The sequence below is a fragment of the Paenibacillus sp. FSL H3-0321 genome (assembly GCF_038002865.1).
GTDB lineage: Bacteria > Bacillota > Bacilli > Paenibacillales > Paenibacillaceae > Paenibacillus_AQ.
In genome coordinates, this window is record NZ_JBBODH010000001.1 from 6,253,707 (window position 1) to 6,276,434 (window position 22,728).

18 protein-coding genes are annotated in these 22,728 nt (G+C 53.7%); 13 read left to right on the plus strand and 5 right to left on the minus strand.

Annotation, left to right across the window (positions count from 1 at the left end; genetic code table 11):
- Window positions 1–3: 3 nt before the first annotated feature.
- The 9 genes from MHI45_RS27860 to MHI45_RS27900 all read left to right on the plus strand — a co-directional run bounded on the left by MHI45_RS27860 (window position 4) and on the right by MHI45_RS27900 (window position 11,025).
- Entirely contained in the window at window positions 4–2,025 is a 2,022-nt protein-coding gene (locus tag MHI45_RS27860; protein WP_341159867.1) for a sucrose-specific PTS transporter subunit IIBC, read from the plus strand.
- A gap of 198 nt (window positions 2,026–2,223) precedes the next feature.
- Window positions 2,224–3,840 (plus strand): ABC transporter substrate-binding protein, encoded by a 1,617-nt coding sequence (locus MHI45_RS27865; RefSeq protein ID WP_341119772.1) that lies wholly within the window; start codon window positions 2,224–2,226, stop codon window positions 3,838–3,840.
- Window positions 3,837–4,826 (plus strand): ABC transporter permease, encoded by a 990-nt coding sequence (locus MHI45_RS27870; RefSeq protein WP_076113606.1) that lies wholly within the window; start codon window positions 3,837–3,839, stop codon window positions 4,824–4,826. The genes MHI45_RS27865 and MHI45_RS27870 overlap by 4 nt, the downstream gene beginning before the upstream one ends.
- Before the next feature lie 20 nt (window positions 4,827–4,846).
- The gene (locus MHI45_RS27875; protein ID WP_341119851.1) at window positions 4,847–5,689 is read left to right on the plus strand and encodes an ABC transporter permease; all 843 of its coding nucleotides are present in this window, start codon (window positions 4,847–4,849) and stop codon (window positions 5,687–5,689) included.
- Complete coding sequence (locus MHI45_RS27880) at window positions 5,686–6,453, plus strand: ABC transporter ATP-binding protein (protein WP_083675887.1); 768 nt, start codon at window positions 5,686–5,688, stop codon at window positions 6,451–6,453. The genes MHI45_RS27875 and MHI45_RS27880 overlap by 4 nt, the downstream gene beginning before the upstream one ends.
- Window positions 6,444–7,211 carry an ABC transporter ATP-binding protein gene (locus MHI45_RS27885; protein ID WP_076113603.1) on the plus strand — a complete coding sequence of 256 codons (768 nt, stop codon included), beginning with the start codon at window positions 6,444–6,446 and terminating at the stop codon, window positions 7,209–7,211. Before MHI45_RS27880 ends, MHI45_RS27885 begins: the two co-directional genes overlap by 10 nt.
- A gap of 1 nt (window position 7,212) precedes the next feature.
- The gene (locus MHI45_RS27890) at window positions 7,213–8,271 is read left to right on the plus strand and encodes a pyridoxal-phosphate-dependent aminotransferase family protein (protein WP_144024460.1); all 1,059 of its coding nucleotides are present in this window, start codon (window positions 7,213–7,215) and stop codon (window positions 8,269–8,271) included.
- 2 nt (window positions 8,272–8,273) lie between these two features.
- Window positions 8,274–9,434: an amidohydrolase family protein gene (locus tag MHI45_RS27895; RefSeq protein ID WP_076113602.1), complete on the plus strand. Its 1,161-nt coding sequence runs from the start codon at window positions 8,274–8,276 to the stop codon at window positions 9,432–9,434.
- A gap of 205 nt (window positions 9,435–9,639) precedes the next feature.
- Window positions 9,640–11,025 carry an MATE family efflux transporter gene (locus tag MHI45_RS27900; protein WP_144024459.1) on the plus strand — a complete coding sequence of 462 codons (1,386 nt, stop codon included), beginning with the start codon at window positions 9,640–9,642 and terminating at the stop codon, window positions 11,023–11,025.
- Window positions 11,026–11,162: 137 nt separating this feature from the next.
- On the opposite strand, the gene MHI45_RS27905 is transcribed toward MHI45_RS27900, so the two are convergent.
- The 4 genes from MHI45_RS27905 to MHI45_RS27920 form a co-directional block, all read right to left on the minus strand.
- Complete coding sequence (locus MHI45_RS27905; protein ID WP_076113600.1) at window positions 11,163–11,483, minus strand: DMT family transporter; 321 nt, start codon at window positions 11,481–11,483, stop codon at window positions 11,163–11,165.
- Between the two features lie 2 nt (window positions 11,484–11,485).
- The gene (locus MHI45_RS27910) at window positions 11,486–12,061 is read right to left on the minus strand and encodes a TetR/AcrR family transcriptional regulator (protein ID WP_076113599.1); all 576 of its coding nucleotides are present in this window, start codon (window positions 12,059–12,061) and stop codon (window positions 11,486–11,488) included.
- 17 nt (window positions 12,062–12,078) lie between these two features.
- Window positions 12,079–12,504, minus strand: a complete 426-nt coding sequence (locus MHI45_RS27915) for a DUF5360 family protein (protein WP_076113598.1) — start codon at window positions 12,502–12,504, stop codon at window positions 12,079–12,081.
- Between the two features lie 372 nt (window positions 12,505–12,876).
- Window positions 12,877–14,862 carry a beta-galactosidase trimerization domain-containing protein gene (locus MHI45_RS27920; protein WP_340893922.1) on the minus strand — a complete coding sequence of 662 codons (1,986 nt, stop codon included), beginning with the start codon at window positions 14,860–14,862 and terminating at the stop codon, window positions 12,877–12,879.
- Window positions 14,863–14,994: 132 nt separating this feature from the next.
- Here MHI45_RS27920 and MHI45_RS27925 point away from each other — a divergent pair, with 132 nt between their 5' ends.
- The gene (locus tag MHI45_RS27925; RefSeq protein ID WP_340893921.1) at window positions 14,995–15,906 is read left to right on the plus strand and encodes an AraC family transcriptional regulator; all 912 of its coding nucleotides are present in this window, start codon (window positions 14,995–14,997) and stop codon (window positions 15,904–15,906) included.
- A 12-nt stretch (window positions 15,907–15,918) separates the two neighbouring features.
- Here MHI45_RS27925 and MHI45_RS27930 read toward each other — a convergent pair whose 3' ends face one another.
- The gene (locus tag MHI45_RS27930; RefSeq protein ID WP_076113595.1) at window positions 15,919–16,785 is read right to left on the minus strand and encodes a helix-turn-helix domain-containing protein; all 867 of its coding nucleotides are present in this window, start codon (window positions 16,783–16,785) and stop codon (window positions 15,919–15,921) included.
- Between the two features lie 131 nt (window positions 16,786–16,916).
- Here MHI45_RS27930 and MHI45_RS27935 point away from each other — a divergent pair, with 131 nt between their 5' ends.
- The 3 genes from MHI45_RS27935 to MHI45_RS27945 all read left to right on the plus strand — a co-directional run bounded on the left by MHI45_RS27935 (window position 16,917) and on the right by MHI45_RS27945 (window position 22,725).
- Window positions 16,917–17,648 (plus strand): GDSL-type esterase/lipase family protein, encoded by a 732-nt coding sequence (locus MHI45_RS27935; RefSeq protein ID WP_340893918.1) that lies wholly within the window; start codon window positions 16,917–16,919, stop codon window positions 17,646–17,648.
- A gap of 225 nt (window positions 17,649–17,873) precedes the next feature.
- Window positions 17,874–18,554 carry a hypothetical protein gene (locus MHI45_RS27940; RefSeq protein ID WP_340893916.1) on the plus strand — a complete coding sequence of 227 codons (681 nt, stop codon included), beginning with the start codon at window positions 17,874–17,876 and terminating at the stop codon, window positions 18,552–18,554.
- On the plus strand, window positions 18,547–22,725 hold the full coding sequence (locus tag MHI45_RS27945; protein ID WP_340893915.1) for a glycoside hydrolase family 2 TIM barrel-domain containing protein: 4,179 nt from the start codon (window positions 18,547–18,549) through the stop codon (window positions 22,723–22,725). The genes MHI45_RS27940 and MHI45_RS27945 overlap by 8 nt, the downstream gene beginning before the upstream one ends.
- The last annotated feature ends 3 nt before the right edge of the window (window positions 22,726–22,728 follow it).

A 22,728-nucleotide genomic window follows, 5' to 3' on the forward strand; every position in this document is an offset into this window, starting at 1 on the left:
GTTATGAATGAAAATCAAATGATCGCCAAGCAGGTTGTGCAGGCTATAGGAGGAGAAGAAAACATCATCTCCTTCGCGCACTGCGCTACCCGGCTGCGTATTATGGTGCGGGACAAGGATAGCATTAACCAAGAGCAGGTCGAGGGCATCGACAAAGTCAAAGGGGCATTTTTTAACTCCGGACAGTATCAGATTATTTTCGGCACTGGCACCGTCAACCGTATTTTTGAAGAAGTAGAGAAGCTGGGCCTTCAGAGCACCTCCAAGGAAGATCTGAAAGATCAGGGCAAAAAGGCGGGGAATGTGTTCCAGCGGTCAATTCGCACTTTCGGGGACGTATTCGTTCCTATCATTCCGGTCCTGGTAGCCACCGGGTTATTTATGGGACTGCGCGGTTTGCTGACCCAGCCACAGATTCTTTCTTTGTTCGGGCTCATGCCTGAGGATATCTCAGCCAATTTTCTGCTGTTCACCCAAGTGCTCACGGATACCGCTTTTGCTTTCCTGCCTGCACTTGTGGCCTGGTCGGCCTTCCGGGTATTCGGCGGCAGTCCCATTCTTGGGATTGTGCTTGGGCTGATGCTTGTCAATCCAGCTTTGCCCAACGCCTATGCAGTTGCCGGAGGGACGGCGGAGCCGCTGATTATGTTCGGATTCATTCCGATTGTAGGTTATCAGGGGTCGGTACTGCCGGCGTTTATTATGGGACTGATCGGGGCGAAGCTGGAAAAGGCATTGCGTAAGCGCATTCCAGAAGCGCTTGATTTGATTTTGACGCCATTCCTGACTCTGCTGCTCATGATCACGCTTGGCTTGTTCGCTATCGGTCCTCTGTTCCATTCCTTGGAGACGGGCGTACTGAATGCAACCACTTATGTGCTTGATTTGCCCTTGGGCATTGCAGGGCTATTGATCGGGGCGCTGCACCAGATTGTGGTCGTGACCGGCGTGCATCACATCTTTAATTTTCTGGAGATTCAGTTGGTGGAGCGTACGGGCGCCAACCCGTTTAACGCGATTATTACCTACGCAATGGCTGCTCAAGGCGCAGCTTGTCTCGCTGTGGGACTGAAGACGAAGAACACCAAGCTGAAGGCGCTGGCATTGCCGTCCTCACTGTCCGCTCTGCTCGGTATTACCGAACCGGCGATATTCGGGGTCAACCTCCGGTATATGAAACCTTTTGTAATGGGGCTCATCGGCGGCGCGGCGGGCGGTTTCCTGGCTTCGCTGTTCCAACTGGCCGGCAACGGCATGGCCATAACGGTGATTCCCGGAACCCTGCTGTATCTGAACGGGCAACTTCCGTTGTACATTTTGGTCAATCTGGTTGCGATGGCTGTAGCTTTCGTGCTTACCTGGCTGTTCGGCTATCGTGATGAGATGTCCGCAGTTCCGGCAGAGCAGACGGCAGGCTCAGGGGGAACAGCGTCAGCGCTTCCTCAGTCTGAAGAGATACGGCCGGAGAATACCGCAGACGTGAGTGTACGCACGGCCTCCCCGGTCTTCGCTCCGAATCTGGTTGAGGCGTCAGATGAGCCGGGAACCCTTACATTCCTGGTACCCCTTACAGGAACACTGGTGGCTCTGGATCAGGTGCCGGACCCCGGGTTTGCCGGCAAACAATTGGGAGAGGGCATCGCCATTGAACCCAGCGAAGGCAAGGTCTACGCGCCGTTCGGCGGTACCGTGGCCCATGTGATCAAGAAAAGCAAACATGCCGTCATTCTGGAGCATGCCAGTGGAGCGCAGGTGCTTATTCATGTAGGTATTGACACAGTCTCCCTGAAGGGAGAAGGCTTCGTGCTTCTTGTGGAGACTGGTGAGCAGGTGAAGGCCGGGCAATTGCTGATTGAATTCGATCTTGACGTGATCCGCGGTGCCGGGCTGTCTACGGTCACTCCGGTTATCGTTCCGGGGGGGATTGACAACGTGCTTGAGGTGAACCCCGCTTCGCCAGGAACAGTAACCGCCGGCATCGACAAGGCCATGCAAGTGAAAGTTGCGCTCCAGGAAATTTTATGATCCCGGAATGTTTGACTTAGGGACGTTATCGCAATATAGTAAACGGGACGAAGCAGCGGATTTCCGGCTTCGTCCCGTTTTGTTTTAATCGGGGCTGACCTTCCGTAACCATGATATTTTGTTTGACAGAGAAGGCGGTTTACGCCATAATACAATCCATACTAAACATATATGATTTATAAGAGGGGAGAGTCAGACATGTCACAGCTTAAAGCATTTAGAAAGTCATTTTGGATAGGAACCGTAGCACTTCTATTATTAGTGGTGGTTGCAGGATGCTCTGATTCCAAGAATAATTCTGAGTCAAATAAGAACGCCCAGCAGAACACGAATCAAGGGGCAAACCAGAGCGCAACTCCGGAGGAGCCTGCGGCGGGAGGAACCTTCGTCTATGGACGGCCTGCTTCCGTAACCTCACTTGATTTGCATAATCAGATTACATCGAATAACGCCTTTGCCATTGATAAAGTATTTGAATCTTTGGTTGCTTTTGACAGCAAGGGTGAAATTGTGGACTGGCTCGCCAAGTCCCATAGCATCAGTGAAGACGGCTTGACGTATACGTTTGTATTGCGTGACGGCTTGAAGTTTTCGAACGGTACTGAAGTTACTGCAGAGGATGCAGTATTCTCCTTACAGCGGCATTTGAAGGTTGGCGGACCGCTGGCGATAGCGGCAAAGGTCGATACCACTGTAGCGAAGGATAAACAAACGTTTGTTATTACGCTTAAAGAGCCTTACACACCGTTCATCTCTGAGCTGTCCAACTTCTCCAACGGAATAATTCCGAACAATTTCGGCGGGGTATCCGAAGAAGAGTTTTTCAAGAAACCGGTAGGTACAGGACCTTTCGTTGTTGAACAGTGGGATGCTGCTGGCGATCTGACGTTCACCAAGAACCCGAACTATTGGCAAGAAGGAAAACCTTATATTGATAAGCTTGTTTACAAGCTGATTGAAGATGACAGTCAGGCCATTAACCAGCTGAAGGCCGGAGAAGTGAATGCTATTGAATCTTTGGCATTGCAAAATGCCGATGAAATAAAAAAAGGCCCTGACACTACAGTAGTAACCAATGGCAGCTGGGTGACAGAGCAATTGTTCTTCAATACACTGGACAAGAATTTCTCTGATGTGCATGTCCGTCGTGCGCTCGCTCTGGCACTGGATCGTGAAGGCTTGACTAAGGCGCTTACCTTTGGATATGCACAGACTGCAAATTCATTGCTGCCGACAACCATTCCATATAATGCGAATGAGACAATCAAGGCACTGAACTTCGATCTCGATGCGGCCAAGGCGGAGCTTGCCAAATCTGCCTTCCCTAATGGATTCAATACAAAATTGCTTGTAGCCTCCGGCAACAGCACAAGAGCACAAGAGGCGCAAATTATCCAGGCAGCAGGTAAATCGATCGGGATTAACATTGAGATTGAATCCATTGAACTGGCCACTTTCCGTGAGCGTTTCTTCGCTTATGATTTTGCGGCAATGCTCAACAGCGGTCAAGCCGATTCTCCCGAAGCGAACTCGATTATCGCTTTTCAGACCGACCCGGAAGGCTTCAGTAAATCGTACTGGACCCATTACACGAATGATGAAGTGACCAAGCTTCTATATGAAGGCCAAAAAACGCCGGATGGTAAGGAACGTGAGGCAACCTACACCAAGCTGCTGCAAACTCTTGCTGATGAAGTTCCGTACATTCCTTTATATTATCCGGATATCCTGAAAGGCGTAGGATCTTCAGTGGATGGTCTCGTAGTTTTACCTAACGGCAGCGTTCGCTTTGAAGAAGTCCGTATCGGTAAATGATGAAGAGTAGCACGCTGTTAAGCCAATCGTCAGGAAGGAATACATCTTACAGCTGGCTTGTGACCGCTCTATTAAGAGCTTTGGCAGTGATCCTCTTTGTAGTGACCGCAGTCTTTTTCATCATCAGAATCGTGCCGGGAGATCCCGCGAAAATGATTCTGGGAGAATACAGCACACCTGAGGCCCTCGAGAGTATGCATCATACTCTCGGGCTGGATCTCCCTTTATGGGAACAATTCGTCCGGTTTGTGAAGACGCTGTTCACACATGGTGATACCGGCAATTCTATTATTACCGGAACCTCTACAAGAGTGCTGATTGCCGAGCGGGCTCCCATTACTTTGCTGCTCATTGTGATGGCCTGTATCTTGGCAGTTATTATTGCCCTCCTGCTTGCTACGGTTGCAGCCACACACAAGGATAAGCTGCCGGATCATTTGATCCGTATTTTTCCTACAATAACTCTGGGTATGCCAATCTTTTGGGTTGGCATGCTTTTGATTCTGCTGTTTAGTGTCCGGCTTCATTGGTTTCCCGTTGGGGGTGTAGGCGAAGGTTGGTTAGGAACCTTGTACAGTCTTACACTTCCGGCGATTACCGTCGCCTTTTCGCAGATTCCTACGCTGGTACGTTCGTTAAGAGCACAGATGCTTGAGATATTGGAATCCGATTTTGTAGTCACACTGAAGGCTGCGGGATTGCCAAGCGGGGTTATCCTGTTTAAGCATGTGCTGCGCAACTCTGCGCTTCCGACGCTAATGCTGCTTGGCGTTAATATTTCTTATCTGATCGGCGGTACCCTGGTTGTTGAACAGGTGTTTGGCATCAAGGGAATTGGCAGCTTGCTGTTCACTTCAATTTCGAATCGGGATTTCCCGGTCATTCAAGGAATAGCGCTTTACTGTGCGATATCTGTTGTGATCATCAGCCTCCTGATTGAAATCATTTCGTGGTGGCTCGATCCCAGAACGAAAGGAAAACAATGAAACGTATAATAACAGAACCTATGTTGCTTGAGGACGCCAGGAAGACAAACGTTCTCCATCGAATAAGGAATACGCCTTCCCTTCTGGTGGGGAGCATTATGTTTGCAGTGCTTATTATCTTGGCTGTATTCATACCGTTTCTGAGTCCTTATGACCCTTCAGCGCAAAATTTGAGCGCCTTTTTGCAGCCTCCTTCTGCCGAACATTGGCTGGGGACGGATCAATTGGGACGCGATTTGTTTACGAGACTGATCTATGCGGCGCGAACCGATTTGAGCATCATGGTTCTGGCGGAAATTGTTCCATTCTGCACCGGTGTATTTTTGGGAATGGTTGCAGGGTATTACGGAAAATGGGCCGATAAGGTCATTACGCTGCTCACGGATACGTTTATCGCTTTTCCTTTTTATCTGATCGTGATTATCGTGGCTTTTGCCAGCGGAGCAGGTGAGCGGGGCATTTATATTACCTTTATGCTTGTAGGCTGGATTGTGTTTGCCCGTGTAGTCAGAGGTATTAGCGCATCGTTTCGCGAGCAGGAATGGGTGGCGTCCGCTCAGACGTTAGGGCTGCCAGGAGTGAAAATTATCCTTCGTCATCTCCTGCCCAATGTACTGCCTCAAGCGGTTGTAGTCCTTATGACGGATATGGTCGGACTTCTGGTGGCCATTGTTACACTCGGTTATCTTGGCATCGGCATTGCACCGCCAACCCCGGATTGGGGAACCATGATTTCGGATGGACAATCCTTCATAACTACAGCCTGGTGGCTCTCGGCGGTTCCGGGATTCGCAGTGGTGTATACTGGGATTGCGTTGTCTCTTGTGGGAGATGGGTTGGCAGACTTATGGAGGAAAAAATGATTTCTACAAGTCCGGTTTTGGAAATAGAAGCATTATCGCTGGGAACCAAGTCCAATACTAAATTAGTAAGCAATGTAAGCTTCTCACTGGGCAAAGGGGAGAGTCTGGGATTAGTAGGCGAATCGGGTTCCGGAAAATCGCTGACCCTGCGTTCGATTCTGGGATTGCTTCCACGAGGTGTTGAACAGACAGGCGGAGTCATTAAGAGTGACGTAAGCAGCGCTATGGTATTTCAAGACCCGAGAGGGGCGCTGGACCCGCTCTGTCCGGTGGTTAAGCAGCTTGCGGAAGTCGTATATTATAGGCAAAAATTAAGCCGGAAGGCTTCACACAGGGTGGCGCTGGAACTGCTCGAAATGCTTGGCCTGCCCGATTCTTTAAAGAGGGCGGACCGTTATCCGAGCCAGCTTTCGGGTGGTCAGTGCCAACGGGTAGTCATCGCCATTGCACTGGCCTGCAAACCGGGCATTCTTCTCTGCGATGAGCCGACAACGGCGCTGGATGTTACCGTTCAGCGGCAAATCATTGAAACGATCACCCGCCTGCAGAATGAGCTGGGCTTTGCCATGGTATTTGTTACGCATAATCTTGCGATTGCAGCCGCCCTGTGCTCCAAGCTGTGTGTGATGAAAGAGGGGCGGATTGTTGAGCAGGGTGATACCCTCAGCGTTTTGCAGAACCCGCAAAATCCTTATACCCAAATGCTGATTAACTCGGTGCTTCCTCTGCCGGAGCTGGAAGGGAGCGGACAACCATGGAGCTAGCCCTGCAAGTGAAAAATCTGGCGGTTCATTACGGCGGATTTACTGCGCTCGATCATATCCATCTGAATCTGCAGCAGCATACCACCCTTGGCCTTGTAGGAGAGTCCGGTTCGGGCAAATCCACGTTAGCACGGGTCATTGCCGGGCTAATCATCCCCGATGAGGGGCAGATTCTGCTGGGTGCACAAGAATTAACCAGGAAGAGAAGCCGGGAGCAGCGCAAGCGAATCCAGATGATCTTCCAAAATCCGGACGCTTCGCTGAATCCCAAGCATTCCATCAGGCAGATTCTGTCCGAAGCGCTTCTGTTTCATAAAATTGTCGGCCGCACGGAGGTCGAGCAGCGGTGTAAAGAGCTGTTGAGCCGTGTTCAGCTGGAAGCCAAGGCATTGGACCGGTATCCTCACGAATTCTCCGGCGGTCAGCGCCAGCGGATCGCGATTGCCCGCGCATTAAGCGTTGAGCCGAGTCTTCTGATTGCGGATGAACCGACCAGCGCCTTGGATGTATCTGTACAGCGGAGTGTGCTCGAACTGTTTAACACGCTCAAAGATGAGCTTAATCTTACTATGCTGTTCATCTCCCATGATTTGGGAGTTATCCATGCAATTAGCGATACGGTAGCGGTCATGCGGCAGGGAAAGCTGGTTGAGATCAGTCCCAAGGATCAATTCTTCGCCCGCCCTGAAACGGAATACAGCCGTGAGCTCTTGTCCGCCGTTCCGAAAATGCCGAAGTCGATCACATCAGGAGGTTAATATGAGCCGAGAACATAAAGGATTTATACCGCTGTCATTGTCAGAGTTTGACACACTTACAAGCTTGCTCTCCCGGCTTTTGTCTACGGGTCATCCCCCGGTCATCATTCCCGGAGAGGCAATTCTGGGAATCGAGGCGGTAGCGGCGGGGATATCTGCGCCTGGCCGTACGATTCTAAATATAGTGACAGGTCCCTATGGAAGTTTGTTTGGACAATGGCTTGAACGCGGCGGGGCAACGGTTGTTGAAGTAAAGGTCCCCTTTGATGAAGTAGTTACTGTTCAGGAAGTCGCTGCGGCGATTGAACGGTTTAAACCGTGTGCGCTTTCCTTTGTTCAGGCAGAAGTGGTGACAGGCGGATCGAATCCGGCCCAAGAAATAATTAAGCTTGCACGCGCCGCTAACCTCGTTACGGTGACAGATTCCGTTTCGGCGGTTGGGGGAGAAGCCCTGCCGGTGGATGAATGGGGCGTTGATTTTGCAGCTATAGGCGCGCAGAAAGCTTTGGCCGGGCCTAACGGCGTCAGCGCCGTAAGCATCTCACCGCGCGGCTGGGAATTCCTCGAATCTAATAGCAATGCTCCGCGCAATTCCATTCTGTCCTTACTGGATCTTAAACCCTCACAGAAGGGGACAACACCGTTACGTGTTCCTCCCAACATTCCAACGCTGGAGGCAAGAGCTTTGATCTCGGCATTGACAGCCATTGAGGAAGAAGGCTTGGAACAGGTCATCAAACGCCATGAATCGGCTGCGGCCTCGGCCGTTGCCGGTATCAAGGCCTTGGGTCTGGAGCCTTGGCAGAAGGATAGCCAACACTATTCTACGCTGACTACGACGGTGCGGATTTCCGGGGAACCAGGCTTGCGTATCAATCAGCCTATAGGTATCGTAGCTCCCGGTGACGGAGAGCTATTCGGCCAGCTTCTGCGGATTAATCATTTCGGAACGAATGCTTCCCGTCAAAGCGTGGAAGAAGCCATTACGACGCTCGCCGGGCTGCTGAATCAGGACCCTGATCCTGCGCTCAAGGCAATCCGCCTGCTTTGGGGGGAATGAACATGATCAATAAACATCCTGAGGCGTTAGCCTTCAATCATATTTTTATAGCTGGTATCGAAGGAAAACGTTTTGATATTAACATTAAGGACGGCCGGTTCTCCTCTATAGCTGAAACGGAGCCGCCTAAGGATCAGCCCGCTCATCCAGGCCAAGATTTATGGATCAGTCCGGGGGTTATTGATCTTCATACGCATCTGGCTTGGACGGACTTTGACCATGAGGATCAATTGAAACGCGGCAGCCATGAGCTCGAAGTCATGCAGGCTGAGGCCTTCGAAGCCACTTTGCGGACCGGTGTAACAACGGCGCGTGATGCGGGCGGGATTCTGCCGAGCACCGTACGGCATCTCGTTCAGCACTATCAGCAGCCGCTAAGGGTGCAAACCAGCAGCGCTATGCTTGGAGCAGCGGATGCCCGTGGACTTAAGGTTTTGGAGGGGCGGCTGGCCGAGATTTTTGATACAGGAGCAGGCTGGATTAAGATTATGGCAACAGGCGGCCTTGGTGCACCTACGGAAAAAGTGCTGGAGCCGATTTTTTCAGAGGAAGAATTCTCTTTCATTGTCCGCCATGCGCATGCTCATCATAAAAAAGTCCTGGTGCATACCTGGGGCGGGGTAACGGTAGACTGGTCTATCGCTGCAGGTGTGGAATCCATAGAGCATGGGATGTTCCTGACCGGGGATCAGGCCGGCAGACTTGCTGAGTCCGGAACAGCTTTTGTGCCTACGACCTCCATTTATAGCATTGCCGCAGATCCGAAAGGCGTTCTGGCGCTGAACCCGGTCATTTGTGACCGGGCCGCCCGCGCTGCCGAAGCCCACTCTAAAGCGATTGGTTATGCCAAGAAGGCGGGAGTCCGCATAGGATTCGGTACGGATTATGCTACGCCTGCACTTCACGGGTACAACCTTCAAGAGCTGGATACGCTGATGGATTACGGCATGACCCGGGCGGAAGTGTGGCAGGCTGCCACAAAAACCGCTGCTGAGATTCTGGGAAGTGGCAATGAGCTGGGGCGGATTTCCAGCGGGTATCTTGCAGATGCTATTATTTTTAATGCTGATCCGTATCAGGCATCTAATGCAGAAGAACTGCGGAAGAGCATCGTTTCCGTCATTACCGGTGCAGAGGAATCGGAGCTGATTCAGGCTCAGTAACATTTGTGCAAGATCATAAATAAACAACCCGTTGGTATAGGCCTGCGGGTTGTTTTTGTGCGTGCTGGGGAAAACATTGAAGACTTAAGATGGCATTTATAGTAAACTGAATGTAAAGTGCCTGTGGTTCAATGGGTATATTTTGTTGAAAAGCTCTTCGAATGAAGAGTTTTTTCCATTATATAGAAAATGATGTGATATGTTTATGCAGCTTCGCGCTAGTCTTCCGAAGAAAAAATTGCTGGAGAAATATCTTTCCGGCGAAGGTATGGATTATCGGCAAATTATAGCTTTATTTATTCCCATCCTGATTGACCAGGCCTTCATCATCGGGCTTAATCTGGTAAATACCGCAATGATCAGCTCGTCCGGGATGGCGGCGGTCAGTGCGGTGAATATGGTGGATTCGCTGAATATTTTTCTGATCAATGTGTTTGTTGCGGTTGCAACCGGGGGGACGGTGGTAGTCGCGCAGTATAAAGGCAGCGGAAATGACAAGATGGTGTCTCAGGCTACGGCCGGTTCGGTCACCTCGGTGTCGCTGATCGCCTTGGGCATCGGGCTTCTGATGATGGGCTTACATACTCCCATATTGAACCTTCTGTTCGGAACCGCCTCGCCCGACGTGCTGGACAATGCCCGGATCTATCTGATCGGCAGCAGTATCTCTTATCTGGGCATCGCGGTGGTGCAGGCGGTATGCGGAGCTCTGCGGGGAGTGGGCAGGACACGGGCTTCTCTGATGCTGTCGCTCATCATGAACCTCCTGTATGTTATCCTGAACGTAGTCTTCATTAATCTGCTGCACATGGGCGTGCTGGGGATGACGCTTGCGGTAAATATCGCACGGTACACGGGGATGGTCTGTGCCTTGGTGTATCTCTTCAAGGTGGATACGGCCCTGCGTGTGCGTTTTCGCGACCTGTTCCATATTCCGCTGACCATGCTGCGGAAAATCATGTTCATCGGCGTGCCGTTCGCAGCGGAGCAGATGTTCTTCAACGGGGGTAAGCTGCTGACCCAGGTGTTTATTGTCAGCCTTGGTACTTATGCCATTGCGACCAATGCGATCGCCGGCTCGCTGGCCATGGTGTTTCAAATTCCAGCGAGTGCGCTGTCGCTAACCATTGTAACGGTAGTCGGCCAATGTATCGGGCGGGGGAATGTCGCCGATGCCAGAAAGTTCATCAAGTCCTTCCTCTGGATCGGGTCCGCTTCATTGGCATTGATCGCCTTGATCCTGATGCCGCTGTTCCACCCGCTGGTGTCGATCTTTTCTCCGCCTCCCGAGATCATTGACGATTTGTTTGTGGTGCTGCTGGTGAATTCCATTGCCCAGGTTCCGCTGTGGGCCGTCAGCTTTATTTTGCCGTCTGCGCTGCGGGCAGCGGGAGATTCCCGTTTCACCTCAATCACCTCGATGCTGACGATGTGGCTGTTTCGGGTGGTATTTGGCTATATCCTCGGGATCGTGCTGGGCTATGGCGTCATGGGAGTCTGGCTGGCGATGAACTGTGAGTGGGCCGTTCGCGGGGGAGTTTTTCTATGGCGCTTCCGGGGCAAGAAGTGGTTTGCGCATAAGCTGATTTAGATGTACCTGTTAAGGCTGTCGGGAACGTCCCGGCAGCCTTTTTAAAATCTGTAAAACTGTATTATTTCGGAAGCCTTACCGGTGTAGGGGAATCCGTTCATTTATCGGATCATACTCCAGCATCTAATATCATTCCCCTACGCCGACCTCAAATTAACCAACACAACCCCAGCAATGATCAGTAGTATGCCAAAAGTAGTTGTAACATTCGCCGCTTCTTTCCATACAACAATCCCTATGACGACGGTTAAGGCAGTGCCGGCACCTGACCATATGGCATAAGCGACCCCCAAGGGAATCTGTTGCAACGACAAAGACAAGGAGTAGAAGGCTACACCGAAACACAGGACCATCCCGATGCTTGGATAAACTCTCGTGAGTCCCTCTGAAGCTTTGAGCAGAGATGTCCCGAACAACTCACTGACAACTGCAACAGCCAAAAATAAATATGCTTTCACACTCACTTACCCCCGTGATCAATATTGCCCTTACAAATACCCACCAGCAAGAGATCCACCATTTGCCCCAGCGCCCTCTCAAGCGACAACCCGTCCTGAACTTCATATTGGTGCTCCATCAAACGATAGAACGCCCCGATATACACTTGAATAAACAATTCAAAATCAAACTCACGGAGTTCCCCATTCCTGACTCCTTTTTCAACTAGTAACCTAATGTTATCCCAGCCATTATGGATGTAATGATCGACTTCCGCCCATTGAACAGGATAACGCTGCTTGAGTTCTTCAAGAAAATGTACGTTATGTAAAACAAGTCTGCTCGGCAATAGCGCCAATGTCTTATGCAACTTGTCCATATTGGACAGAGAACTTTCGTTTATGATTAATTGCTCGGCATGTCTCATTTCTGACACAGATTGCTCGACAATATAACCTATGATCTGCTCCTTGGATTCTATATTTTGATATAAAGTCTTTGTGCTAATGCCGGCACGCTTTGCCACATCTCTTATGGAGAATTTCAACCCCCGCATCTTAATTTCAGCTACCGAAGCTTGAATAATTCTTTCCTTCATCGCTCTCACATCCACACTTATTTATTGGGTTGTACGGCCGTCATTGACGCCGCATATCGCCCTTTCTTCATGATCGAAGGCAAAAAGAACAATGGGTACACCATGAGAAACAAATTCGGAACCCACCAGGACCAATCCAGATCCAACCGGATCGCCCAGAAAGCTATCGCCTGCAGCCCGGAGCAAAAGGTCAGACTGAGTGATAGGAGACATAGCGGCAGCCACTGTCCCTTATTCTTTTTAAAAAAGTACATACTCAAAAGACCGGTTAATGAGATCAAAAGATCCAGAGGCACAAACGATATATTCCAGGCCATCATGATTTCATTATTGTAGTCTTTATACAGATATTCATCCGGCACCAGATGAAGCCATGTCACTAACCAGTAAATCAGGAACCCTACGTCTGTAATCACCATGAGCAGCTTTAGCGGTTTTGTCATCTTGTGAGGGATCACCTCCTTATGTAATGGAAAACAAATAAAACAATTTGTTTTATTTGTTTTATTGTAAATCAAGTTATCCCCAGAGGCAAGTGTGATTTGCCGCTTTACCTAGATATCATCATGTAATCCAGAGTGAAAATTAAAACTATGATAGCAAGACCTTTACTTGAAGCTGTTCCACTTTAACCCTGGCTTGAGAACAACTCAATTTTGACTCTGCGAAAGTGGAGTTAAGAAATATCAGTTCGGAATTTGAAAAAAAACACAAAACGGTGAAACCCTTGTATGATCAAAGGTTTCACCGTTTGGGTCCCGAAGGATAACACTGACTTGTTCCCGCTAACCCAGCCTCCCGGCCGGTAATTCTACTTACGCCAGTTCTAGCACTACCATCTGGTGATTCTCCAGATAAGGAACCGTGTAGCCGATTTCACCGCCATGGCCCACCGTAAACGGCAGCTCTGTCATCGACGGGGCCAGATAGACCCGCTGGACAGGAGCGGGAGACGGGAGGCGCAGGCTGACGGAAACGTCCCGCAGCGGCACGATATCTTCGATGACTTCTATACGTCCCTTCAGCACGGGGGCGGCATAGAGCAGATGGTTGACATAGCGCCGTTCCGCCGGCTGGTATTGCAGGGTCGTTATCCCACGGGCCGGCAACCGGGTGCGCAGAGCAGGCTCCGGCAGAAGCCGGGATAGCGCATGGAGTACCATCTCCTTCAGGATGAGATGCCCGCCATCCGCGTAATCGCTGAACACATCCCAGGCGATATAGATGCCGTTTTCACTTTCGACCATGCCCGGCCCATTATCTTCCTTGGCGCTGGGCGTATGCTGATGTGAACAAAAAGTGAAGACATCACGGTTGAAATACGGGTTCTCCAGACAGCCCAGCGGTTGTCCGCCGTTTAATTCCACAAGCTGGCCTTCGCCGTACATCACATAGGAGGCGGGCAGCAAGGCGCCGGGAGTGAAGTCCGGGCGGAAATAAGCCGGCTGGTACGGATTAGTTCCTTTCCAGTTCAGACCCAAATCCAGGACAAAAGCATCACCTGCTGCGTTCAGGCCCGAACGCCCGGTGGCGAGCACTTTGCCGCCTCCTGCTGTGAATTCCGCTATAGCGCTGGCTAGTTCCGGCCATACCGGCACTTCGTCCGGCAGAATCAGCACTTTGTAAGCGCCAAAATCGCTTAATGTATCCACGATGTCGAACAGATAATGGCCTTCGGTCAGCATGCGCACCACACCGGCATCGGCCAGATTGCGCCGTCCCTTCAGCTCCTGCCCGTCCGGACAGGCCTCACGCGCCGCTTCGAGGGATAGGACAGCAATGTCCGCGACAGACTCTGTCCCGGTGCACCATAGCTCCTTCGACTCCACCTCCGCATAGGCAGCGCCGATCAGGGCATAGGTCGCCTCATCCATTAGGCCCGTGGGATGAAGCTGATCACCGATCGAACATCTGGCGCCATGGGCAAGACTGAGCGCTGCCTCAAACCGCAGTGCGTTCGGATGCTTGTATCCGCCAAATTCGCCCCAGGAGGTATGGAATTTGCCGGTCATGCCGAGAAATTCCATACCCAGCGTCTGGGCGTAGCGTGCCGACAGCGGGAAGTGATCATAACCCCAGCCTCCGGTCGGGAGCGACTCCAGCTCCAGATGGCTGTTGACACGGGCGAGGTCACGGCGGCCCCGCCGCTGATGGCCGCTGTTGTGAAAGACCGGAAGACCGGGCTTCACGGCGTCTATGGTCTCCCGTACGCGGCGCGCATAGTTCAGGTAAGTCCGTTCGCCCAAGGCGGCGACGGCAGATTCGTCGCGCGGGTCTTGGCCGTCCGCGCGCAACGCAGCTACGCAGTACTGGCAGCGGCATTTGCGGATGCCCACGATATCGAGAAAGATGCCGTCCGCGTCATAACGGGAGACCACTTCATGGATTTGCGCCAGCAAGATGTCCAGAAAAGGCGTGTTGAAGCAAAACTCGTGATACCCCGGTGTCATGAAGTCCTTCACCCAGCGCGTCCGGTCCTCCGCGTCGCGGATCAGCCATTCGGGATGGCGCCGTGCCAGCTTTTCGTCGAGACCAGCTGATAAATAAACCGGTGTGAGGACCCCGATTTCATGGGCAGCCGCGATCATTTCGCCGAGCAGGTCGAAGCTGAGATGCGGATGCATTTCATTGGCTTCACTGGGATGATAGGCCCAGCCATGATGGCATTTGGAGAAAACGGTGATGGAATCGACACGCCCGGCCCGCAGCATGGACTGAAACTGGGATTTGGAGAACTCGCTTCCGATGCCGGCAATGGCTTCGGAAGTATGGAAGTCGAGGTGTACCTGACGAAAACGCATGGATAAACAGCCCCTTATATGGTTGGATGAAAAGCGGATTCCCAGTCAATGTACCTCTTTTCTGCCGGAGTAACCAGTGATAATATAGACTTTGAATAGCACAAAATCGACTTATGACAGGAGAGGAATACTGTGCTGTGTCTGGAATTCGCCATCCCGCCGCTGCCGCAATTTGTGACAGTAGGACATGCCGTCTGGTCGCCGGGTGACCGGCATTTCGCCCGCACCTTCGGTGTGTACGATCTGCTGCTGGTGAAGCGGGGAACGCTGTATATGACAGAACAAGATAAGGAATATGCCGTGGGTCCGGGAAAGCTGCTGGTGCTGGAGGCAGGGCTGCCGCATGCCGGGCATCGGCCCTGCGGGGAGGATACGGAAATTTATTGGGTGCATTTCATTCATGGATGTCCGACAGCGCATATCCGGCGGGAGGATATTCCCTGGTCATCGCTGCTCGCCAAAGGGACGGTAGAGGATGTTGAGCCTTCTGCGCAGCAGCGTTTGTATATGCCCAAATTTGCTGCAGTCGATGTAGAAGCACTGGAGCCGATTTTGCGTGGGATGAACGAGATCCACAACCGGTTAAACGCAGAGAACGCAGTCCGGCTCCATTTGCTGCTGGCAGAGCTGTTGGCCGCGCTGCAGGCGGAATGCGCCCGGACTTCCGCGCCGGAGCCTGCGGTCCGGCTGGCCCGGGCAGCCGCAGCCTATCTGGATAGTCATTGGAGACAGCCGTTTGATCTTGCCGGACTCGAGGAGGAGCTGCATTTCCAGGCGGATTATATTACGAGGTGCATGAAACAGCATATCGGCACAACACCGCTGCAGTATGTGCTGCGTCTGCGCCTGGAAGAAGCCAAAAAATTGCTGGGTGGTACAGTGCTCGGCATACCCGAAGTTGCCGAACGGGTGGGCATCCGCGATCCCAACTACATGACGCGGCTGTTTAGTGCGAGATTTGGCGTGACGCCCGGGGCGTACCGGCGGCGGCTGCGTCAGAGGGATGAGGGAATGGCCGCCGGCAGGGATGAGGATAAGGAGTGACTGCAGATGACGTTAGGAATCCCGCATTTTCTCGCGGTATTCACTTGGCGTGCAGTTGAATGCTTTGCGGAACTGGCGGGAGTAATAGTTCTGGTCATGGAATCCGCTGTCCATAGCCACCTGGGAAATGGTGAGGCCGGGGCTGCGCAGCAGCGTGCAGGAATAGTCCAGCCGCTTGCGGATGACGTAATCCATGGGGGTGGTCTGGTAGTTGCGGGTAAAGACTCTCAGAAACTGGCGGGTGGACAAATAGGCCATATCCGCCATGGATTGCAGGGAAATGGGCTGCAGAAAATGCTCCTCGATATAGGTCACGGTCTCGCCGATCCGCAGCGCCTTGTTGTCCTCGCTTCCGAGGCTGTTCTGATAATAGCGTGAAAGCTTGCCCACCAGAGCGGTAAAATAGGTGCGGATCATCAGCCGGTATCCTTCCGGCTGCCGGTCATGCTCTTCGAGGATCACATCAAGCAGCCGCGTCGCTTCCCGCAGCTGCCCGGCGTCAAGGGTGAGCATGCCCTTGAAATACATTTCCTTGCGGTAGAAAGGCTCAATATAGAACAGCGCCTGAAAGCCCGGCAGCAGCCTGAGCTCGGGCAGCTGCAGCAGTTGTTCGGGCTGGAACATGACGTTAACGTATTCGATGCCATCGACATTCTTATAACCATGGGAAACGTTGCTGTGGATCAGAAAAACCTGTCCGGCGGTAACCGGATACTCTCTCCCTTCGATAATATGCACGGCGCTTCCCGACAGAATGACGACCAGCTCGGAGAAATCATGGCTATGGACGTAGTAATCATGGGTCAGCGGGCATTTCTGGATCCTGAAGGTAAAGCCGGGCTCAAGTCCGATGTCCCGCGCAAAAAGTTTTGTTGTCATGGCCATATTATGCTAAAGAAGGTCGGGATCGTCAAGGCAAAAATGGGCAGGCAGCGTTACCATTAAGGTTGCGGGCCTATCGCCGGACTTCGGCTAAGCCAAGACCTGCGTTATTGTCAGGAGGGAGAACAATGTTGCATTTATTTGCCGGTCCTATCACAAATGATCCGGTGAAGCCGGTAATTCTGTTTCTCGGGGACAGCATTACGGCGGATGGCCGATATATTAGTTATGTAGAGGAATGGCTGCGGAAGCACCGCCCGGATCAGGCGGTGGAACTGGTAGCACGCGGTATCCCCAGTGAGACGGTATCAGGCCTGAGCGAAGCGAGGCATCCATTTCCAAGGCCCTGTATCCACGACCGGCTGGCGGAAGAACTCGCTGCTGCCGCTCCCGGTGTAGTTGTAGCCTGCTACGGCATGAATGACGGAATTTACCATCCCTACTCGGACGAACGGTTTGCGGCCTATCAGGCGGGAATGCGTCAGCTGAGCGCACAGATCCGTGAAGCCGGGGCTAAAGCGGTGCTCATGACCCCGCCGCCGTTCGACGCCGCTTCAATGAATGGCCAGCTCTTGCCTGAAGGGGCGCCTGATTTCAGTTATCTGGCGCCCTACAGGGATTATGACCGCGTGCTGGAGCGTTATGCGGACTGGCTGCTCTTCGGCGGTTGTCCCGCCGATGGCGTGATCGACCTGCGCACTCCGCTGCTGGAGCATATCCGGTATGAGCGGAGGCTTGATGCCAGTTATAGCTATGGTGACGGTATCCATCCGGACGCATCAGGTCACCGCGTGATAGCGCGGACGCTGCTGTCGGAGCTGTTCGGAGTTGTTTCCACACCTATTCATTTCAATTTATGATTTAACCGGGCCCGCAAAAGGGAGTGTTCCTTTTTGGCGGGCCTTTGCCATGCCGAGCTGGATTTCGAAGAACCTTCTTACGCCTATTTCCTCACCGCAGTTGCGGTTTCAGGCGGTCTTGAGATCTCATGTCGCTATCATGCTAAATAAGGTCCCGATCGTCAAGGCGAAGAAGAATTGTATGCGGTAACATGATAGGGAAAACAAGCGAAAGGGAGGTTCGGCATGAAGCGCTGTTTATACAGGGCCGAGGGGCTCAGGGGCAAGGAACCTGCTTCTTTTTTTCGAAGCCAAGAGGTCTCATCTTCGCTCGCCGAAGCGATGGAACATCTCAATGTGGTCAATCTGAGCCTGTTTGCCTGCAGCCACCAGCTGTTTCTTTATTATGAATGCCTGGAAGAGGCGGTTCCGCCGGAAAGTTTGCTGCCCGAAGCCTCAGAACGGCTGGCAGTTTGGCCGGGAGGGGAACAGGGTCGCCGCTGGGCCCCGCTGGTTGATATTTTTCATTATCAGCAGCCTGTTTCAGCGCAGCATTGGGAGCGCTCAAACGCTGCTGGCGAGCCCTACGGACGGCTTGCACTGCTGAAGCCGGAAGAAGCCGCCAGCTATGTTTATTACCACTATCAATATCAGGAAGAACGGCCGGGTGACGGAGATAAATACGGAATTATCGGGCTTCATGAGAATGTGCTGTTTTTTTATGCGGAGCAGCCGGCCACGCGGGAGCCTGCCCCTTATGAAGGAAGGCTGAAAACGGCACTTACTCCGGACAACTGGGCCGAAATTATGGAGCCGCATTTTATCAAATGGGAAGGGACCCCTGCCGGCCAGGATATTTGGCGGAAGCTCGATCTAGTGCTTGAGGTGCGCTCCTTCACCGGAAAGTTGGGAATAAGAGATGCGTAATTTGCTATGTCTAAACGGGGAATGGGATTTCATGCCCCTGTATGATCAGCCGCAATGCCGCAGGCTGCCGGAAAAAATAGTTTATGAAGCCCGCAAGATCCAGGTTCCTTCCAGCTGGAGGCGGACTTATCCGCTCCCGGAAGGCAAACGATTCGGCAAATTCCAGGAGTATGACTACGCCCCGTTCGAGCTGTACGGTTATCCGGAGGAATGGGATGCCGCGGAAGCGGGAGTGCTGCATCGAAGCTTTCGGGTTCCAGAGAGCATGGCCGGTCAACGGATCGTGCTGCGGCTGGACGGCATTATGCAGAAGGCCGTCATTTATTTGGACCGGCAGGAGATTGGTGTTTGGGAAGACGGCTACTTGCCGCTGAGACTCGACATTACTTCCCTGGTGGTGCAGGGGCGGGAGCATCATCTGCATGTCGTTTGCGGCGGATTCGACAGGGTGGTGCTTCCAAACGGCATGCAAAAAATAACCGGGCTTTTGGGTTCCTGGTACGGAAGGATTTGCCGTGGACTTTGGCAGGATGTATATCTGGAAGGTTATCCGGCACTGTCGCTGGAGAATGTAACTATTCGTACTTCCGTTCGGGAAGGGCGGATAGAGGTGAATGCTGTTGCCTCCGCAGCGGGAGATGCGGCCCGCAGCCCGCTGCGCGTAAAGCTGAGCATTCGGGAGAAAGGCGTGCTGCGGCAGTCTGAGGAGGGCCGGAAAGCGCTGGGGTTTTCAGATAGGGCTAGCGCAGGATCTGAAGGGGCAGGAGCGGAGCAAGCCGATACCGGCATGCGGCCAGACAGACCGGAATGTTACGGAGTTGATCTGGAATCTGCACCGGTCCTGTCTGCTGAATGCATGGCCCATCCAGTCGATGGCGCCGCTGTGGAGACGCTCAGGCTATGTGAAAACGAAGTGGCCGGGGCAGTGTACTGTGCCTCATTCAATATGGACTGGAGCGGTGCCAGACTGTGGAGCCCGGATGAGCCGTTTCTATACAGTGCGGTGCTGGAACTGTTGCATGGAGAGGAGATCATCGACCGGCGTGTGGAAGATTTCGGCTTCCGCGAAATCTGGTGCGAAGGCCCGCAGTTTATACTGAACGGCATTCCGGTCAATCTGCGCGGCGATTCCTGGCATTTTCAGGGCGGGGCGCAGCAGACGGAAGCGTACATCCGCAACTGGTACCGCATATGCCGCTCAGTGGGTGTCAACAGCATCCGGCTGCATGCCGAGCCGTATCCGGCCGATTATGTGCGGATTGCCGATGAAGAAGGCATGCTGATCGTCGATGAGACGGCGATTTATGGCTCGAGCAAATCCATGCTGGCAGACCATCCCGCTTTTGTGGAGAACTGCCGGCAGCATGTGCGGCGGCTTGTGCAGCGCGACAAAAACCATCCGTCTGTCATTCTCTGGAGTCTGCAGAACGAAATGCGCTGGGTGGACGGACGGGACGGCTTCAAACTGCATATGCCCGGCTTTATGGCTGCAATCCGCGAGCTTGATCCTACCCGTCCGATCATCGCCGAAGGAGACAACAGGCTGCTGCCCAAAGTGCATACGGAGGTGGAAAGCCGCCATTACAACATCGACGGCACGATCGGCCAGTGGGACAGGACAGTTCCGCTGACCTTCGGGGAACATGGCGGCTGGTGGTATATATGCCCGCAAAACAGCAGCATGTATGTTGGACTGCAGGCCTACCGCGGTACGGACGAAAGCACAGCGGGGCTGGCGCAGAAGGAGCGGCTGTTTGTGGAGTATGCAAGACGGCAGGGCGTGTCCGGTATTTCCACCTTCAATTTCGCCCATTATTTCATGCGGGCGATGCCGGAGCAGAACATTGTCCTGCCATCCTCCGAGCCGGGGATGTCCGGCGTGAAGCCAAAGTTTATTCCGGCCTATTCGCTTTCAATGAACAACGGCCTGCTGCCGGAGGATTATCCGCTGTACACGCCTAATCCAGCCTTTGGCATTATGGCTGAGGCCTTTAAGCCGGCTACGATTATCGCCGCCGAGTACAACCGCTGCTTCTATGACGATGCGCCGGTCAGCCGCAGCTTCGACGTATACAACGACACGTTCTCTACACAGGACGTCCGGGTGGAATTCGTTGTCTTGCAGGGGAAAAGCATCGTCCATGAGCAAAGCTTTGGATTCCGCCAAAGTCCCGCCGAGCATAAGGTCGTCGGGGTGGAGTGGGTGCCGTTCCGCGCCGCCGCCGGAGAGCAGGTGGTGTTGACGGCGGTGCTGTTTCACGGTGAGCGGCGGGTGCATGAGCTGCGCTTAGAATACAGGATCATGTCCGCAAGCCTGCTGAACCAACCCGTGAACGTACAGCGTCAGACCGTGTATTGGGGAGCGGATGAGGATTACGAACACATCCGCCGGCTTGTTCCGGGCTGCGAAAAGGTAGACCGTTCTGGACTGGTCGGGCTTGCAGCTGATCATTTGCTCGTTATCGGCAGCAAGGCCGAGGATCTGGATGGCGGACTGGAGGCGCTGCTGAAGGCGTTTGTCGCGCGGGGCGGCAAGCTGCTGCTGCTGGAGCAGACCCAGCTTTCGCTGGGCAGGCTGCCGCTCTCACGCCGGCCCTTCCTCCGCGCCCATGCGGGCAATTACCAGCATCCCGTGCTTGAGGGGCTTGGCGACGAGGATCTGATGTTCTGGCATGAGGAACTGCGCGAAGAGGGTCCGCTGCCGATTGTCCATGCCGCCTTCGAGAAGCCGGCCGCAGGTGATTTCACGCTGCTGCTGGAATGCAGTGCTGGCGATTTTGGCGACGGCGGTGATCTGTGGTCGCCGCTGCTGGAATACCGCAGCGGGGAGGGCCTGTTCCTGGCCAATCAGCTGGAGCTGATGGCGAACATTGGCCGCGTGCCGCAGGCCTGCCTGCTGCTGCGCAACCTGCTGGCCTACGCCGGGCGCGCCGGGGACAACGCCGGGGCTGAGGCCCGGCCGGTGGCCGCGCTGCTGCGCCCCGGCGGGAAAGCCGCAGCGTTCCTCGATAAGCTGCGGCTGCGGTATACGGCGCTGGATACGACAGCGCCGGCAGTGGCCAACGCGCCGGGTGAAGCGGCGCCCGGGGACGGGCAGGACTTCGGCCTGATCGTGGCCGAAGCCTGCATGCTTGAGGCGCCGGGGGCAGCCGAGGCGCTCCGGCGTCATGCCGAAGCCGGCGGACAGGTGCTTCTCCTGCCGGCGGAGGACAGTCAGCAGGCGGAGCTTGCCCGCCTGCTGGGCCGCCCCGTGCGTGTGGTGCCGCACGAGACGTATCACTTGGCGGCGGACTACGCCCGCGCCGCTGTGCGCGGCTTCAGCCCGGTCGACCTGTTCGGCTTCGACAAGGTGTTTCTGTCGCCGCGCGAGGTCATGAACCGCGCGCTGGCCCTCAACAGCCTGGAGCTGCCGGACGCTTGTGCTCTTTGTACCAGTGTCGAAGGCACGCCATGGAAGGACTATTTCGTGCATGGCTACACGGCAGAATACAGCCGTCTGGCACTGGTGGAGCTAAACCGCAGAAACACACGTCCTGCTGGAACATTCCTTGCCGAAGTGAAGACAGGGGCGGGTTCCGTATTCTGCTCGCAGCTGCTGACGGACCCCGGGAGTGACAAGGCGCTGCGCCTGTATACCCGCCTGCTCGCCAATCTGGGCGCGTCCTTTGATGACGGTTTACTGGATAGCGTGAAGGGTGACGGCGAGTGGGCCATGGAAGTGGCGATGGCGCTGCCTTGTCCGCCCCATGTCGATTACCGGGCGATGAAGGCTTACTACACCGATCCGGAGTTTTCTTTGAATAATCTGGGCGAAGGCCTTTATGGCTGGATGCAGAAGAAAGAGCGGCGTTCCGGCGACGGGTCACTGCGTATTGCGGATGCGGGGCTTGATCCTTGGTTTCTGAGCTTCTTTGTGCAGGTGCCCGGACAACTTCGCCGCGGACGCCTGCGCGTCAATACGGCTGTGCCTTATGAGATTTATTTGAACGGCGTGCTGGTGGCGGAGCCTGAGCAGGAGCTTACCCTGCGGGGCGGCCTCAACCGGCTGATCGCGATACTGCATGGAACAGGTGGTGACCTGACCTTCGGTTTGACCTTTCTGAACGCCGACGGTACCTATATGAAGGACCTGGAATACCGTCTGACCCTGGACGAGGTCGAACCGAAATAAACA